The 14483-nt window shown below is 57.0% G+C and carries 13 protein-coding genes; 1 reads left to right on the plus strand and 12 read right to left on the minus strand.

From position 1 onward, the window contains the following. Positions 1-10 precede the first annotated feature (10 nt). From QMG93_RS21005 to QMG93_RS21015, 3 genes are all read right to left on the minus strand, one after another. Positions 11-955 carry an alpha/beta hydrolase gene (locus QMG93_RS21005; protein ID WP_281939855.1) on the minus strand — a complete coding sequence of 315 codons (945 nt, stop codon included), beginning with the start codon at positions 953-955 and terminating at the stop codon, positions 11-13. A 246-nt stretch (positions 956-1201) separates the two neighbouring features. Beyond that, positions 1202-1504 (minus strand): YunC family protein, encoded by a 303-nt coding sequence (locus tag QMG93_RS21010; RefSeq protein ID WP_281939857.1) that lies wholly within the window; start codon positions 1502-1504, stop codon positions 1202-1204. Positions 1505-1631: 127 nt separating this feature from the next. Further along, a complete protein-coding gene (locus QMG93_RS21015; RefSeq protein WP_281939859.1) occupies positions 1632-1910 on the minus strand; it encodes a hypothetical protein in 279 nt (92 codons plus the stop codon). A 527-nt stretch (positions 1911-2437) separates the two neighbouring features. On the opposite strand from QMG93_RS21015, the gene QMG93_RS21020 reads away from it, so the two are divergent. After that, positions 2438-2980 (plus strand): hypothetical protein, encoded by a 543-nt coding sequence (locus QMG93_RS21020; RefSeq protein ID WP_281939861.1) that lies wholly within the window; start codon positions 2438-2440, stop codon positions 2978-2980. A gap of 12 nt (positions 2981-2992) precedes the next feature. On the opposite strand, the gene QMG93_RS21025 is transcribed toward QMG93_RS21020, so the two are convergent. The 9 genes from QMG93_RS21025 to QMG93_RS21065 all read right to left on the minus strand — a co-directional run bounded on the left by QMG93_RS21025 (position 2993) and on the right by QMG93_RS21065 (position 14403). Further along, entirely contained in the window at positions 2993-4939 is a 1947-nt protein-coding gene (locus QMG93_RS21025; RefSeq protein WP_281939863.1) for a putative bifunctional diguanylate cyclase/phosphodiesterase, read from the minus strand. Between the two features lie 187 nt (positions 4940-5126). Beyond that, a complete protein-coding gene (locus QMG93_RS21030; RefSeq protein ID WP_063181755.1) occupies positions 5127-5498 on the minus strand; it encodes a DUF423 domain-containing protein in 372 nt (123 codons plus the stop codon). 134 nt (positions 5499-5632) lie between these two features. After that, complete coding sequence (locus QMG93_RS21035; RefSeq protein WP_010492289.1) at positions 5633-5932, minus strand: hypothetical protein; 300 nt, start codon at positions 5930-5932, stop codon at positions 5633-5635. A gap of 167 nt (positions 5933-6099) precedes the next feature. Next, on the minus strand, positions 6100-7923 hold the full coding sequence (locus QMG93_RS21040) for an FTR1 family iron permease (protein WP_281939867.1): 1824 nt from the start codon (positions 7921-7923) through the stop codon (positions 6100-6102). Beyond that, on the minus strand, positions 7920-9251 hold the full coding sequence (gene efeB / locus QMG93_RS21045) for an iron uptake transporter deferrochelatase/peroxidase subunit (RefSeq protein ID WP_281939869.1): 1332 nt from the start codon (positions 9249-9251) through the stop codon (positions 7920-7922). The genes QMG93_RS21040 and efeB overlap by 4 nt, the downstream gene beginning before the upstream one ends. A 3-nt stretch (positions 9252-9254) precedes the next feature. Then, complete coding sequence (efeO, locus tag QMG93_RS21050; protein WP_281939871.1) at positions 9255-10127, minus strand: iron uptake system protein EfeO; 873 nt, start codon at positions 10125-10127, stop codon at positions 9255-9257. A gap of 204 nt (positions 10128-10331) precedes the next feature. Then, positions 10332-12179 (minus strand): ABC transporter ATP-binding protein, encoded by a 1848-nt coding sequence (locus QMG93_RS21055; RefSeq protein WP_413789315.1) that lies wholly within the window; start codon positions 12177-12179, stop codon positions 10332-10334. Beyond that, entirely contained in the window at positions 12145-13908 is a 1764-nt protein-coding gene (locus QMG93_RS21060) for an ABC transporter ATP-binding protein (protein WP_281939873.1), read from the minus strand. Before QMG93_RS21060 ends, QMG93_RS21055 begins: the two co-directional genes overlap by 35 nt. Before the next feature lie 3 nt (positions 13909-13911). Continuing rightward, entirely contained in the window at positions 13912-14403 is a 492-nt protein-coding gene (locus QMG93_RS21065) for a MarR family winged helix-turn-helix transcriptional regulator (protein ID WP_281939876.1), read from the minus strand. Positions 14404-14483 lie beyond the last annotated feature (80 nt).

Genomic DNA, 14483 nt, shown 5'->3' on the forward strand with positions numbered 1-14483 from the left:
GTCCTCCGGCTCATGAACCGATGTTTTGACGGGCCGTCTGCTCGTCCAGCCAATGGAGAACGTCCTGCATCACCGCATCGCGATTGATCTCGTTCAGCATCTCGTGCCGGCCTTGCGGGTACAGCTTGTACGTCACATGCCGCAAGCCCAGCTCCCGGTACAGGCCGGCCAATTCGACAACCCCTTTTCCTCTACGGCCGACCGGATCGAGCTCGCCGGAAAATAAATAGACCGGCATATCGACCGGAATCTGACGCATGTTCCGCTCATCGTGAATCTCTTGCAGCCCGCGGAAGAAATCGATCCAGAAGCCCGCCGTCATCGCAAAGCCGCAATCCGGGTCAGCTGCAAAAAGGTCAACCTCCCGTTCGTCGCGGCTAAGCCAATCGAACGGCGTCCGATTTGGCCGAAACTGGCGGTTATAGCTGCCGAGCGTAAGTCTCATCAGCAGCTCGCTGCGATGCTGATCCCCTTTGCGGGCCGCCAGTCTCCGGGCCAGCGCGCTGCCGATTCCGAGCAGCTTTTGCGGTCCGTTCGTTCCGGACAAGACGATGCCGTCCACTTTCCCGGGAAATAAGTACATATATTTTTGAGTCAAAAACGACCCCATGCTGTGGCCGAATACGTAAAAAGGAACATCCGAAAACTGTACGCGGATCAAATCCGTCAGTTGCCCCATCGCTTCCGCCATGCGTTGAAAGCCGTTCTCGCCAATGACGCCGAACCGCTCCGGGCTGCCGGCCGTCCGGCCGTGCCCTCGGTGGTCGTTGGCATACACCGCATAGCCCGCCCCCGTCAGCACCCCGGCGAATCGCTCGTAACGAGCAGCCGTTTCGGCCATCCCGTGCGCGATTTGTACCACGCCCCTCACCGGCACATCCTCTTCCGGCAGCCATTCGTATACGAATATCGCTTCCCCGTCAGCGTCGGGAAATGTAAATTGTCTGTCTCTCATCGGACTCCTCCGTTCCCCCGAATATGCTACCGTTCTATTATAGGACGAACTCCTCCCTCGGGGAAAGATGTCTCCGTCCATAAGAAAAGCTTCTTGTCGAAGCCCTTTCGAAGAAGATACATTCGTGTTTTAGAGGAAGCTTTTCTTGAAATGATAGAATGGTTCAGCTCCGCTGAAAACTTATACATTGTATCATTATAAAAAAACGCCCGATTTGCTCAGGCGCTTTACCTCAAGTGATTTCGGTCAAAACATTCGTGCAACCGCGTCCCGGCCCTTCATTCCCGGCACGACCCCAAGCGACTCGGCTCCGTAGGTGACCGACTCCAGCGGCGCTTCCAAAAGCTCCTCGATCGTCCGCACGCCCGTCGCCCGAGCGGCGATAATGCCCCGTTCCCTCAGTCGTTCATTCAGCAGTCCCACATCAAGCGCCCCGCACATAATGTACCCTTTGTCGGTCGTCACGACAAGCAGATTCGTCTTCGGCAGTTTCACCTCGATCGCCAGTGCCGTGTGCCCATCCAGCTCCACCGGTTCCATGCGCATCATTGACCCAAGCATCCCCTTTAACACCCGTATGCCTACACTATATGCCTATGGGCTTTCATCCGTGCGCGGGGTCGGGGAATTGTATTGAGACTGGCGAAATTGAATTCCGATCTATCTTAAATTTTTACTACTTTCTTAGCTGCGCAACTGCCCCGGCAATCAAAGCTTTAAACTCTTCAAAAGCTATCCCATATCCGTATTCTTTTAAAGTTTCGTTTACTTCCTCATTGCTCTCCATCTGTTCTATGCTTTCAAGCTGAGCTATTAATTGTTCCACAATAGGTCTCTCTTCCATCGTTTTATAAAGGTCGGCATATTGTTGAAGAGACTCGGAAGAAGGCGGAAGCTCGTAATTGCAGAAATACATCGCCATAAAATGCTCAAATGTGATCATGGATTCGGTCATGGTTATCCCCGCTTCTGTTTAACGTGAGGTTGAAATAAAATTCACGACGCCAATAACAATTAACAGTGAAAAATAAATGACGACCAGCCATAAAATGATTTTGACAATTCTGGCTAAAAGCGACTCTTTCGTTGGAGAACTCATTTTGCGATCAACTCCAATCCCGGACAGTCCCTCAAATGATATAACAATGCCCGATAAGCTGGGCTATAGACAATTTACCATACAATTGCAAATATATCCATAATTACTGAAGAACACAAAAAATTTGACATAGTTCTTTGGATGTAGTATTCTCGCATCATATTTAGTTATTAGGTCCTACCATTTTTATCCTGAACCTAGTTCCAACATACCGCAGCAGCATTCAGTCAATTTTGTCATCACCCGTCGTTCGGCCTTCAAGTTATTTCCATCGTATACGAACAGTCTTAGGATAATAATTCCAGTCTGTTTACTTCTATTTTCCTATAGCAAAAAATGATATAGTAAAGATTACGCAAGCATCAAATGAGGAGGAGCCGCCTGTGGAAGCCAACAAACTGCAAAAACGAAAGTTTTTGTTCAATGTAGACATCATGATTGAGGAAGATACCAACGGGCGAGCCTTGGAAAAGCTGCTGCATCTGCTCAATTCGGAACTTGTCACCGATTATCAAATCAAGCAAGGGGTAGAATTAGGTAAGACCATCGAGGCCTCGCTGAAAGAATCCATTCTCAAAAAAATCGACACGTCTGCAGAGCTGACGAAAAGCCGGCCGAACGCCGCTTCTGCTGAAACCGCCCCGAAAGCTCCATCTGCTGCGAACGTCAAGACAGCCAAGGCTGTGGAGGAAAAACGCCCGGAAGCCGATCCGTTCAAGCAGATCTGGGAAGAAATGAAAGCATTTCAACAAAGCAATACGCTTGTACGTTTGTCCATTGTGAAAGAGAAAGGGGTCAAGCTAAGCATGCCGTGCCGTATTCTAAATACGGACCCGCCCAGCGGAAACCTCACGGTCTATCATGTCGACGAGAAGAAAGTCTACCTGCTTAAAATTAACGAAATTGACGATTTTCAGGCCCGCTGAACCGGGCCTTTTTTAATTTATAGGGGGACTCTCCTCGCCGGCCGCAGCCTGCGCCGAGTAAAGCTTCATTAGATGCTCCGCGTCGGGAACGGCAAGGGGCGGGCTCAAATAAAAGCCTTGAATGAGGTGGCACTGGTTGTCATGCAAAAATCGGAGCTGCTCCTCGGTTTCGACGCCTTCCGCGATCGCTTCCATGTTCAAATGCCGGGTCATGGCGATGATCGAAGCGACGATGGCCGCATCGTTCGGATCGGTCATAATGTCGCGTACGAAGGAGCGATCGATTTTTAATTTGTCGATCGGGAATTTTTTCAAGTAGGACAACGAGCTGTAGCCGGTGCCGAAATCGTCGATGCTGATTTTGACCCCAAGCTTCTTGAGCTCATGCAGCAAATCGCTGGCATAATCGACATCCATCGTGCAGCTCTCCGTAATTTCAAGCTCCAGCAAGCCGGGATCGAGCCCCGTTTCCCGAAGCGTCCTGCCGATTCTGGCACACAGCTGATGCTGCATGAACTGCCGGATCGACAAATTGACCGACACCGGCACAACCTCCAGTCCGGCGTCCTGCCACTGCTTGTTCTGCCGGCAGGCTTCCTTCAACGCCCATTCGCCGATGGGAACGATCAGACCGCTGTCTTCCGCGAACGGAATGAATTCCCCCGGGGCAACCAGCCCGCGCTCCGGGTGCTGCCACCGGACGAGCGCCTCGAACCCGACTATGCGGCCGGTCGCAATATTGATCTGCGGCTGGTAATGCAGCAGCAATTCGTTCTTGGCCAAAGCCCGGCGAAGCTCGCTTTCCAAAGTTAAGCGTTTCAATGATACGGATTTCATCTCGCTGTTGAACAGTTGATAGTTGTTTTTGCCTTTTTCCTTGGCTCGGGTCAATGCCATATCCGCGCATTTCATCAGCGAATCCGCAGACTCGTCCTCCTGCGACAGCAGCGATATGCCGATGCTCGCCGTCAGGTGAACTAAATTTTGCCCCAGTACGAAGGGCTCCTCCAGCAAGTCGAAAATCGCCTTTGCGATCGTTCCCACCGGCTCCGCCTCTTGATCAGACACTTGGAAGAAAAACGCAAACTCGTCTCCTTCCGTACGCGCGAGATAATCGTCCGGGCCGACGCAGCGGGAAAACCGTTCCGCTACCTGCAGCAGCAGCATATCTCCGTAATCGTGCCCGAAGCAATCGTTGACGATTTTGAAACGGTCGATATCGACGAAGAGGACGGCCAGCGTTCGTTCGTGCCAGGACGCGGCCGCCATCGCGGCGTTCAAATGCTGCACGAACAGTCTGCGGTTCGGGAGCCCCGTCATATCGTCATAGTAGGCGAGATGCCGGATTTGCTCTTCCGTTCGCGTAGCAGACGTAATGTCCTGGCAGACGATCAGAACCCCTGTCGTGATCCCCTGCTCCTTCACCGGGACGACTGTCGTATCGAGATCGACGCGGTATCCGTCCTTATGCAAAAGCGACGTTTTGAACGAAAGCGGCGAGCCATGCAGCGCTTCGGCGAAAAAGCTGCCGGTCCTGCCGGACAACTCTTCCGGAAACAGGGTTCGCAGGTGCTTCCCTCTCAGCTCTTCCTCCCGGTATCCGAACATATGTTCCGCTGTCGAATTCCATTGCAGAAAATATCCCCCCGGATCGATCAGCCCTACGGCGCCCGGATGGTGATGGAATAACGCGTTCAATCGGCTGTCCGCCCTGCGAAGCCGTTCCTCCGCCGTACGGCTTCGGGCGTCCGATTCGGACACGGCCCGGGACAGCCGAATAATTCGATCCCACGAATAAGCCACCAACAGGAAGACAGCGATGCCGAATCCCCATAGGATAGCCCCTCCGACCCACCAGCAGACGAGGAATCCGACCGCCGTTCCTCCGCATGCGAACAGCATTGTTCTTTTTTCATCGTGCGGTTGTGTTCCATTTGCTGATTCGTCGGTCCTAGACATGCGGGCCTCCTTTCCCGGAAAGGTACGTTTGTCAGAGTATTCCATTTCCCTATCTTGTCCGTAGAAATTCTACGCACAACTGTCTTTTTCCTGCTAAATCGACAAAAAAAGCGAGTTATTCCAGAAAGGTAGGCATAAAAAAATTCGGCATGAAGACCTGCCGAATCTGGAGAAAGAGGCTTAGGACTTATTTTGCCCGAAGGGCCAGGACCAAGGATAGCCACCCGAACAAAAAGGCCACCCCGCCGATAGGCGTAATCGCGCCCAACTGCTTTATCCCCGTTATACTTAGAACATACAGGCTGCCCGAAAAAACGACGATCCCGACAAACATCGACCAGCCGGCCCGGCGTAAATGTCCGTTGGCCGGAAGCAGGGAGGCAGCAAGTCCAATGGCGATCAGCCCGAGCGAATGCATCATCTGGTACTGGACACCGGTCTGGAAATTCGCCAGCATATCCGCTGTGAGCTTTGCTTTCAGCGCATGTGCGCCGAATGCTCCAAACGCCACCGACAGAAATGCGCAAATGCCGCCAAGAGCCACAAACGTTCTGTTCATCAACTTCACCTCCCTTTCCATGATATAGTATTTTTTCCCCACTGCCAAATGAACAAAATAAGTCCTGCCTTCTCGCCGAATTCGGCTTTGTCAGCAGGACTTCTCACGTTATGCGGATAATGGATGCGTTGGCATTACAGTTGGCCGATATCGTGCTGGCCGACGATCAGCGTAACAGGCTCCAGAAAGACGCGGGTGATCGCAGGCTTCTTGAGCAAGTCAAACTCGATGTCGATGACCTTGAACCGCTCCTGCTTGCCTTCGCGCTTGTCGTACACCACTTCGAACTCTTTTAAGCCGAGCTGGTAGGAAACGACAGAGCAGCCGATCGATAAGGCCGGCGCCTCATGTTCTCCGTGGTCGAAAAGTACTTCAGCCATAATTTCTTCGTTCATGTCCACAATTTTGACTGTTTGGCAAATCGCATATTTCATTGCCATCCTCCTCCGGCAGGGGCGAAGCTGATCGTTGCCCTGTAGTGACGTGCCCCCGTTTCAAATGACGAATTCGACGTTCTGCGTCCAAACTCCTGCTTTTTTCCAACCGGATGCGGGACAAAAGTTCGTTATTTTTTTGAACGAATCCCGCCGCCGTCAGCAGGTTACACCGTACGCGGTCCCGATTCGCGGGCGCTTCCCCGCATTTTCCGCTCTTGCCGGGCCCATTGGAACACGATAAAGAGCAGCACGAGCAGCTGCGGAACGAACGTCTCCCAAGTCGGGTAGACGCCGAGCCAATTCCAGGAGGGAAGATAGCCAGGCACGTGCGCAGGAACCTGTCCGGCGATTTGCAGGGCGTGAATGCTCTGGCCCAAAAATTTGAAGACCAGATAATAGATCAAAACCGTGGCTCCCAGAAAAAACGGGCGGATCGGCAGCAGAACGCTTCCCCGGACGATGACGAAGCCGAGCAGGAACAGCAGCACGGCGGCCGAGCCGATGCCCAGCGCAAGCTGCGCGGGATCGATAGAAGGGGCCATACCGATATAGAAGATAGCCGTCTCCGCGCCCTCCCGCAAAATCGAAAGCGCCGCAACCAGAAAGAGCGACCACAGGTTGCCGCTGGCCAGAGCCATGCCGACCTGATTATTAATATACCGATTCCACGTATCAATATGGGATTTGCGGTGAAGCCATGCGCCCACGGTTAGCATCAGAAACACGGATACAAGGCCCATGACGCCCTCCAGCAGCTCGCGAGTGCTTCCGGAGGCCACATTGGCAATTGTGAAAGTAAGCACGACGGCCAAGACGCCGCTGGCAAGCAGCCCTGCCGCTCCGCCGCTCCATACCCATCCTTGCTTGGAGGCGTTGCCGGTCCGGCGCAAAAAGGCGAGCAGCGCGGCCAAAACGAGCAGCGCTTCAAGTCCTTCCCGCAGCAGGATAATCGCGGCATCCCAAGCCGAATAGCTCGTTTGCGCCGTGAACGGCTGAAGCTCCGTCTGCATCCCCGAGACGATGCGGCCCGCTTCCTCCGGCTGCGGCGGATTGGACAGCAGCCGGCTGGCCGCCTCCGTCATCTCCCGTTCGATCCGGTCATACGTGTCCGGAGCTCTTGTGCGAACTTCTCCTTCCACGGAAGGCCAGATCCGGATAAAGGCTTGAAGCTGATCGGCCGCTTCCTCGTTGCGGCCCGCGCCGATGGCGTCCGCGGCTTTTTGCAGAATCGCCAGCGCATCGGCTACCGATTGCTTGTCGGAAGCGGCGGCGTCCTCCCGGAGCTTGCCGCTGGCGTAATCGTCGATCAGTTGGATCAATTCGCGTATGCCCTTGTCGGCCGCTTCCGCCTTCGGCGGCTCCGCTTGCAGCGCGATCCGGATCAGGCTTAGCTTCGTCTCGATCTCGCCGTACACGCCGGACGGGTCCGACCGGATGGCCGCTTCGTTCTTGGACCACTGGCTGTCGAACTGCTTATAGTGGCTCCGTGCTTTATCCCAGTCGCTTTTTTGTATATCCGTCTGCGTCTGCCGCAGGATGGGAAGCAGCGCGCCTGCCGCTTGTTTCCCGTCCGCTTTCGACTCCTTTTTCGCTCCGGCCCCGACGAAACCGCCGACCGCCTTGGTCAGCTTGGACACGGCCTGGTACGCCTCGTCAGGCTTGGAAGCGGCGTCGGTCACCGCCTTCTTCGCTTCGGCCAGAGCCGACGCGACGCTATCCGCCGCTTCGCTGGATGGCGCGTTCTGCTTGCGCCATTCCGCCTCGAACTTCTCCAGCTCCGCGGCCGTTTCCTGCCACTTGTGCTCGCCCGCATGAACCAGCGCTCCGCCGACGAGCGGCATCAGCGAGTCGGGTGCCGCCGCTTCGGCGAGCGTGCGGCCGCTCCAGCCGAACAGAAGCACGACGGCAGCCAGCAGAAGGACGAAGAAGCTTTGTCTCCCGTGAGAGCATATCCCGTATGCTTTTTCCACCTTCATCCCCCGGATCACTCGAACAGTCCCTCCCCGATGTAGCCGCCTTGCCGCGCACCCGGAAAACAGGCAAACAGCGCGCTGCCGACATGCACGATATATTCGTTCAGCTTGTCGCGCTTCGCGAGACGCTGCTGGATCGGGACAAACTGGGTTCTCGGGTCCCGTTGGTAGCAGACGAACAACAGCCCGGCGTCCAACTGCCCCGTTTGACGGTCGATGCCGCTGGAATAGGAATACGAACGGCGCAAGATTTTTTCCGCCGGCTGCTCGCCATGCGCCAGACGGGCATGCGCGGTGAGCGGGACGAGCGGCTGACCGGCCGCGTCCTTAGCGTCCAGCGGCAGCGGGTCGAACTCGTTCTTCGCGCCCAGAGGCGCTCCGCTGCTCCGGTATCTCCCGAACGTCGCCTCCTGATCGCTGAGCGTGGAACGGTCCCACACCTCGATACGCATCCGGATTCGCCGGACGACCATGTAGCTGCCGCCGCTCATCCATGCCGGCTGCTCCGAAGGCTGCACCCAGACGATATCGTTCATCGCTTGCTTGTCATGAATATCCGGGTTGCCCGTTCCGTCCTTGAAGCCCAGCAAGTTGCGGGGCGTTTCGCCGGCCGGACCGGACCCGCCCGTCCGCTGAAAGCCTTCCTGAGTCCAGCGCAGCACGGCGACACCGCGGGCAAGACGCGTCAGGTTGCGCAGCGCATGGAAAGCGACCTGCAAATCGTCTGCGCACACCTGCACGCTGATATCCCCGCCGCACCATTCGGGCCGCAGGCTGTCTCCACCAAAGCGGGGCAAATCCGCCAAAGCCTCCGGCCGCTTGGCCCCCAACCCGAATCGCGCATCGAACATGGAGGGGCCGACGCCGAACGTAATCGTCGTCCGGCACGGATGCAGACCCACCGCTTCGCCCGTATCCGCGGGCGGCATACTTTGCTGGTCCTCCTCGCCGCCGACCGGCTGCCCCGCCGTCATTTTCGCTGCGGCATCCGTCCAACGGCGGAACAGGTCCTTGACTTCGGACAGCTTCACGGTCGTCAGATCGAAGGCGGCAAAGCAAATAAAATCCTGCGACGGCGTCACAATGCCCGCCTGGTGCGCATCGTAGAACGGGATAACCTGCTTAGGACCCGGGTTTGCCTCCGTAGAAGCAGCGGGCGCCGCCAGCTTGGCTTTTCCCGCCCATACGCTGCCGACGCCAACCGAGCCGAGCAGCAGTCCGACTCCTCCGGCTCCGGCCAGCTTGAGCAGGTCGCGGCGGCTGATGGACGAAGGGTCCTGTCCGTCGTGCGGCTTTTTGTCTTCCTGGCCTTTTTCCGTCACTTGTTTATTCGCCTCATCCATGAATTACGCCCCCAACAGCTTGCCCATGCCCGACAGCGGCTCCGCCAGTGCGTCGATGGCTTGGCTTAGCTTCTTGGTCTGCTCTTGCGTCAGTTCCGTGTACGTCACATAGCCGCTGCCCTTCTTGAAAGGCGCAAGCGCTTGGTTCAATTCCGCGAAGCGCGTTTCGATCGTTTTCGCCAGATTCGCGTCCTTTTTTTCCAGCTCCGGCTTCAAGAGCTCGAAAATTTTGTTCGCTCCTTCGACGTTTGCGGCGAAATCGTACAGGTCCGTATGGGAATAACGCTCCTCTTCCCCCGTCACCTTCGTAGCCGACACTTCGTTCAGCAGCTCCACGGCGCCGGTGACCAGCATATTGGCCTCGATTTCCACGGTCTCGACTTTCGCCCGCAGCAGCTTGCTGTCACTCAGCAAACGGTCGGCCGTTTCTTCCTGGCCCTTGGTCGATTGCTCGACCCAGAGCGCCTTCTCGAGCCGGTGGAAGCCCCGCCATTCCTTCTCGTCCACATCGCCTTCCCTCGCATCGATGTTCGGATCCAGGTCGCCGAGCGCCTCGGCAATCGGCTCGATCCGTTCATAAAACATCCGCGTCGGAGCGTACAGCTCCTGGCTCTTTTTCAAATCGCCGGATTTGACGGCGGCCGTGAATTCGCCGGTTGCTTTGACGAACGCATCGCACTGCTCAATGACAAACTTCCGGTACTGCTCCGTCGCGTTTTTAAAATCTACCGCCGCCGCTGCCGGTTTCGCACCCGCATCGCTTGCAGACGGCGCAGAGGCCGGCTGGGCTTCTTTCTTGGTATTCCCGCCGCATCCGGCAAGCAGCAGTGCGGAGCAAAGCACGATAGAGGAAACAGCCGTGAACGTCTTAGACATAAATTCAATCTCCCTTTTATCCAATCATTATGGAACTATTTCCATGATAATGATAATTATTCTCACGGATAAATTATCATAGAAGTCGATGTTTTTCAATGAAAATTTTTAGTAGTAAACATTTTGTCAACATTTGCAAAAAAAAGCCCCAATCTTCTAAAATTCCGAAGATTGAGACTCCGTTTCAACTTGCGATCTGTTCGCTTATCCGGCGTCGGCCGACGGATTGGCATGCATCTCGGCATACAGCCCCCGCAGTGCCAAAAGCTGCTCGTGCGTCCCCCGCTCGACGATCTCGCCTCCGCGCACGACGAGAATCAGGTCGGCTTCCTGAATTGTGCTGAGCCGGTGGGCGATGACGAAGCTGGTCCGCCCTTGCATGAGCGCCTTCATCGCTTCCTGAATATGCATTTCCGTGCGCGTATCGACGCTGCTGGTCGCTTCGTCCAATATCAGAATGGACGGATCGGAAAGAATCGCCCTGGCAATTGTCAGCAGCTGCCGCTGCCCGTGGCTCAGATTGCCGCCTTCCGCCGAGAGCGGCGTATCGTACCCTTGAGGCAGCTTGCGGATGAAGCCGTCCGCGTTCGCCAGCTTGGCTGCCGACCGAATCTCCTCCTCCGTCGCATCCAGCCGCCCGTACCGGATGTTGTCGCGAATCGTGCCGGAGAACAGGTGCGCGTCCTGCAGCACCATGCCGAGACGGCTTCTGAGGCTGTTTTTGTCCCACTCCCGGATATCTTTCCCGCCGATCCGGATCGTCCCTTCGGAAATATCGTAGAAGCGGGTGAGCAGGTTCATGATCGTCGTTTTGCCCGAGCCGGTCGGACCGACCAAGGCAACCACTTGCCCCGGTTGAGTGGCGAACGATACGTCCCGCAGAACCGGCGTATCGCCGTAACCGAACGTCACATGATCAAACTCGACTTCCCCGCGGACGGCTTCTTGCGGCTTTCGGCCGCCTATGGTGCCGAACTCCGTCTCGGTATCCAGAACCTCAAACACCCGTTCCGCCCCGGCCACGCCGGATTGAATCATATTGTACTGGTTCGCCAGCTCGTTGACCGGGCCGCTAAACTGCTTAGAGTAATTGAGAAAGCTGACGATGACTCCGATCGTCGTCCAGCCGTTGTACGCCATCCAGCCTCCGGCCACCGCCAGCAAAATGAAGCTCGTATGGTTCAATAGGTTCATAAACGGGCCCATCATGCCGGAAAAAATTTGCGCCCGCGTCCCCGCCTGCCGCAGCTTGGCGTTAATCTCTTGAAACTGCTGCGCCGCCAGCTCCTCGCGGTTGTAGATTTTGACGACCTTCTGTCCGGATATCGTCTCTTCGATGAAGCCGTTCAGCGCGCCGAGATGGCGCTGTTGTTCCTTGAATTGGCTTTTGGTTCGCTTGCCGATTTGCCGGGCGACCCCGGTCACGAGCGGAATGATCACAAGCGCGACGAGCGTCAGCCAGCCGTTCAGCAGCAGCATCATCGTCAGCGAGCCGAGCAGCGTAACGACGCTCGTGATGAGCTGCAGCAAGCTTTGGTTCAGCGTGTTCGAGACGTTGTCGATGTCGTTCGTCGTGCGGCTCATCAGCTCTCCGTGGGGCGTTTTGTCGAAAAAGCGCACCGGGAGCTCCTGCATATGGGCAAACAGGTCGCGCCGCAGCTCCCACACCGTCCGTCCGGCGATGCCGGACATAACGTACGTCTGCAGCCACGAAACGGCGCTGCCGCCAATATAGACGGCCAGCAGAAGAGCGCACAGCCGCATCAGGCCGTTCGGATCGCGAAGCGCAATATAGCGGTCGATTGCCGTCCCGATCAGATATGGTCCTGCGAGCGATAGCGCGAGCCCGAGCAGCACAAGCGCGATGACGCCGGCCAACGCGGCCCGCTGCCGCTTCAGATACCCCCACAGCCGCCGAATGGTAGCCCGGGTGTTCTTGGCCCTGACCTTGGGCACCGGCTCGCCCCGGCGTCCGAATCCGAACGCGCCCGCCGGAAGGTCCGCTGGTTTTTTCCCCTCAGGACGGGCTGAGGGTTGAGCTTGCGGTGTCACGGACGCTCGCCTCCTTTCCGTGCTGGGAGCGGTAAATATCGCGGTAAATCGCGCTGCTCCGCAGCAGTTCCTGGTGCGTGCCCCAGGCGGCAATCGTGCCGTCCTCCAGCACAAGGATCAGATCCGCCTCTGTCACCGATGCAATACGCTGGGCGATGACGATGCAAGTCGTTTCGCTCATCAAAGCTTCCAAAGACTCGCGGATACGGGCTTCCGTCACCAAATCGACGGCGCTCGTACTGTCGTCGAGAATAAGAATTTTAGGCCGGAGCAGCAGCGCCCGTGCAATGGATAAACGCTGCTTTTGGCCGCCCGACAGATTGACGCCCCGCTGGCCCAGCTCCGTATCGTAGCCGTCCGGCATACGTGCGATAAACTCATGAGCCTGCGCCGCCCGGGCCGCCGCCTCGACTTCCTCCTGCGAAGCGTCCGGCCGCCCGTAGCGGATGTTGTCGCGAATTGTGCCGCTGAACAAGATTGCCTGCTGCAGCACGATGCCGACTTGACTGCGCAAATGCTTGGAATCGATGTCTCTTACATCGGTTCCGTCGATCAATACCCGGCCCTCCGTCGCATCGAACAGCCTTGGGACCAGGCCGACCAAGGACGATTTGCCCGAGCCGGTCGCACCTAGAATGCCGACCGTCTGCCCCGGCTCGACAGCGAAGCTGACGTCCTTCAGCGCGAAGTCGGTCTTCCCCGGATCGTACGAGAACGATACCCGATCGAACCTCACGTGCCCCGCCCGGATGGCGCCGGCGTTGGCCTGCTTAGCTTCCGCGATGCCCGGCTGCGTCTCCAGCACTTCGCAGATGCGGTCCGCAGACGCTTTGGCCCGGGAGAACGAAATTAGCAGCATACCGACGGACAGTAAGGAAAAGAGAAGCTGCGACATATAGCTGAGGTACGCGATCAGGTCGCCCACCGGCATCGCGCCTTCCCACGTCTGCGCGCCTCCGTACCAGAGTACGGCCACGATGCCTGCGTTCAGCACCAGCATCATCAGCGGCATATTGGCGGCAACGGTCCGCGCGGCTTTCAGGGCGACTTCCAGGTGCTCCCGGTTCGCCTTCCCGTAGCGCTCACGCTCGACGGCGGAGCGGACGAACGCTTTCACCACGCGGATGCCCTTGAGGTTCTCCTGAAGCACCGTGTTCAGCCCGTCCAGCTTTTCCTGCACCCGGCCGAACAGCGGAACCGACAGCCGGATCAGCGTGTACAAAATGATAATCAGGAGCGGCACCACCGCAAGCTGCATCAGCGAGAGCCGCGGACTGAGCGCGATCATCATCGCGATGCTGCCGACCGCCAGCGACGCGCTGCGAACCATGGCGCGCAGCAGGATCTGAATCTGGTTCTGCACCTGCATGACATCCCCCGTCAGCCGGGTTACAAGCGATCCCGTCGTTAGCCGGTCCAAGTTGTCGAACGAAAAGGTCTGTACTTTTTGAAACAGGCTGAGACGCAGATCCGCCCCAAAGCCAAGCGCCGCCCGGCTGGAAAATATCGTGCAGCCCATGCCGCCGAGCAGTCCGACGAGCGCAGCGCCGATCATCAGCAGGCCCGTATGCCAAATGTGCGCCAGATCGCTGCGCACGACGCCTTCGTTGATGACGCTCGCCATCAGCCTCGGCTGCAGCAGATCCATGCATACCTCCAGCACCATAAACAGGGGCGCCAGCAGCGCTGCCCATGTATAAGGCTTCAAGTAGCTTCTAAGCTTCCACACGTTTTAATTTCCTCCGATTGAGTTGTCCTCCGCTTGTTTGCCGGCTAACGATTCATCCTTGAAATTTCGTTGAAACGTCTCCAAGTCGTCGCGGACCTGCCACAGCAGCCGGCGGAACAGCATTTTTTCCTCCGGGCTGAAATGCTCGAAGCATTTCGCCTCCAGTACCTGCAGCGCTTCCTGAACGCCGGCGGCGGCTTGCCGTCCTTTCCCGGTCAAGTAGACGCGGGACACGCGCTGATCGTCCGGGTCCGGCTTCCGCTCGACGAGCCCCGTCTTCTCCATACGGTTGATCATTACGGTTAACGTAGGCGGCTTGATGAGCATGCTGTCCGCCAGCTCCTTCTGGCTCTGCCCGTCCCGTTCCGACAACCTCATGAGCAGAGGAGGCTGTCCGGGAAAGACGTCGTATTTCTGAATCATCAGATCGACGCTGTGCCGGTGAAGCTTGAGTACATACCGCATCAGGCGGGTCAACGAATCGTCGTGCGACATCGGGGAGTCCTCCATTTAGTTTGTCGGCTAAATAAATTCAGGTTAGGGGAATTTGGCGTCTCTGTCAATGGGGATTCTCC

Source organism: Paenibacillus tyrphae (assembly GCF_027925525.1).
GTDB classification, from domain to species: domain Bacteria; phylum Bacillota; class Bacilli; order Paenibacillales; family NBRC-103111; genus Paenibacillus_G; species Paenibacillus_G tyrfis_B.

Coding starts and splice junctions, on each gene's coding strand:
- QMG93_RS21005 (WP_281939855.1), bottom strand. CDS start 955: ATGAGAGACAGACAATTTACATTTCCCGACGCTGACGGGGAAGCGATA.
- QMG93_RS21010 (WP_281939857.1), bottom strand. CDS start 1,504: ATGATGCGCATGGAACCGGTGGAGCTGGATGGGCACACGGCACTGGCG.
- QMG93_RS21015 (WP_281939859.1), bottom strand. CDS start 1,910: ATGACCGAATCCATGATCACATTTGAGCATTTTATGGCGATGTATTTC.
- QMG93_RS21025 (WP_281939863.1), bottom strand. CDS start 4,939: ATGTCTAGGACCGACGAATCAGCAAATGGAACACAACCGCACGATGAA.
- QMG93_RS21030 (WP_063181755.1), bottom strand. CDS start 5,498: ATGAACAGAACGTTTGTGGCTCTTGGCGGCATTTGCGCATTTCTGTCG.
- QMG93_RS21035 (WP_010492289.1), bottom strand. CDS start 5,932: ATGAAATATGCGATTTGCCAAACAGTCAAAATTGTGGACATGAACGAA.
- efeB (WP_281939869.1), bottom strand. CDS start 9,251: ATGGATGAGGCGAATAAACAAGTGACGGAAAAAGGCCAGGAAGACAAA.
- efeO (WP_281939871.1), bottom strand. CDS start 10,127: ATGTCTAAGACGTTCACGGCTGTTTCCTCTATCGTGCTTTGCTCCGCA.
- QMG93_RS21065 (WP_281939876.1), bottom strand. CDS start 14,403: ATGTCGCACGACGATTCGTTGACCCGCCTGATGCGGTATGTACTCAAG.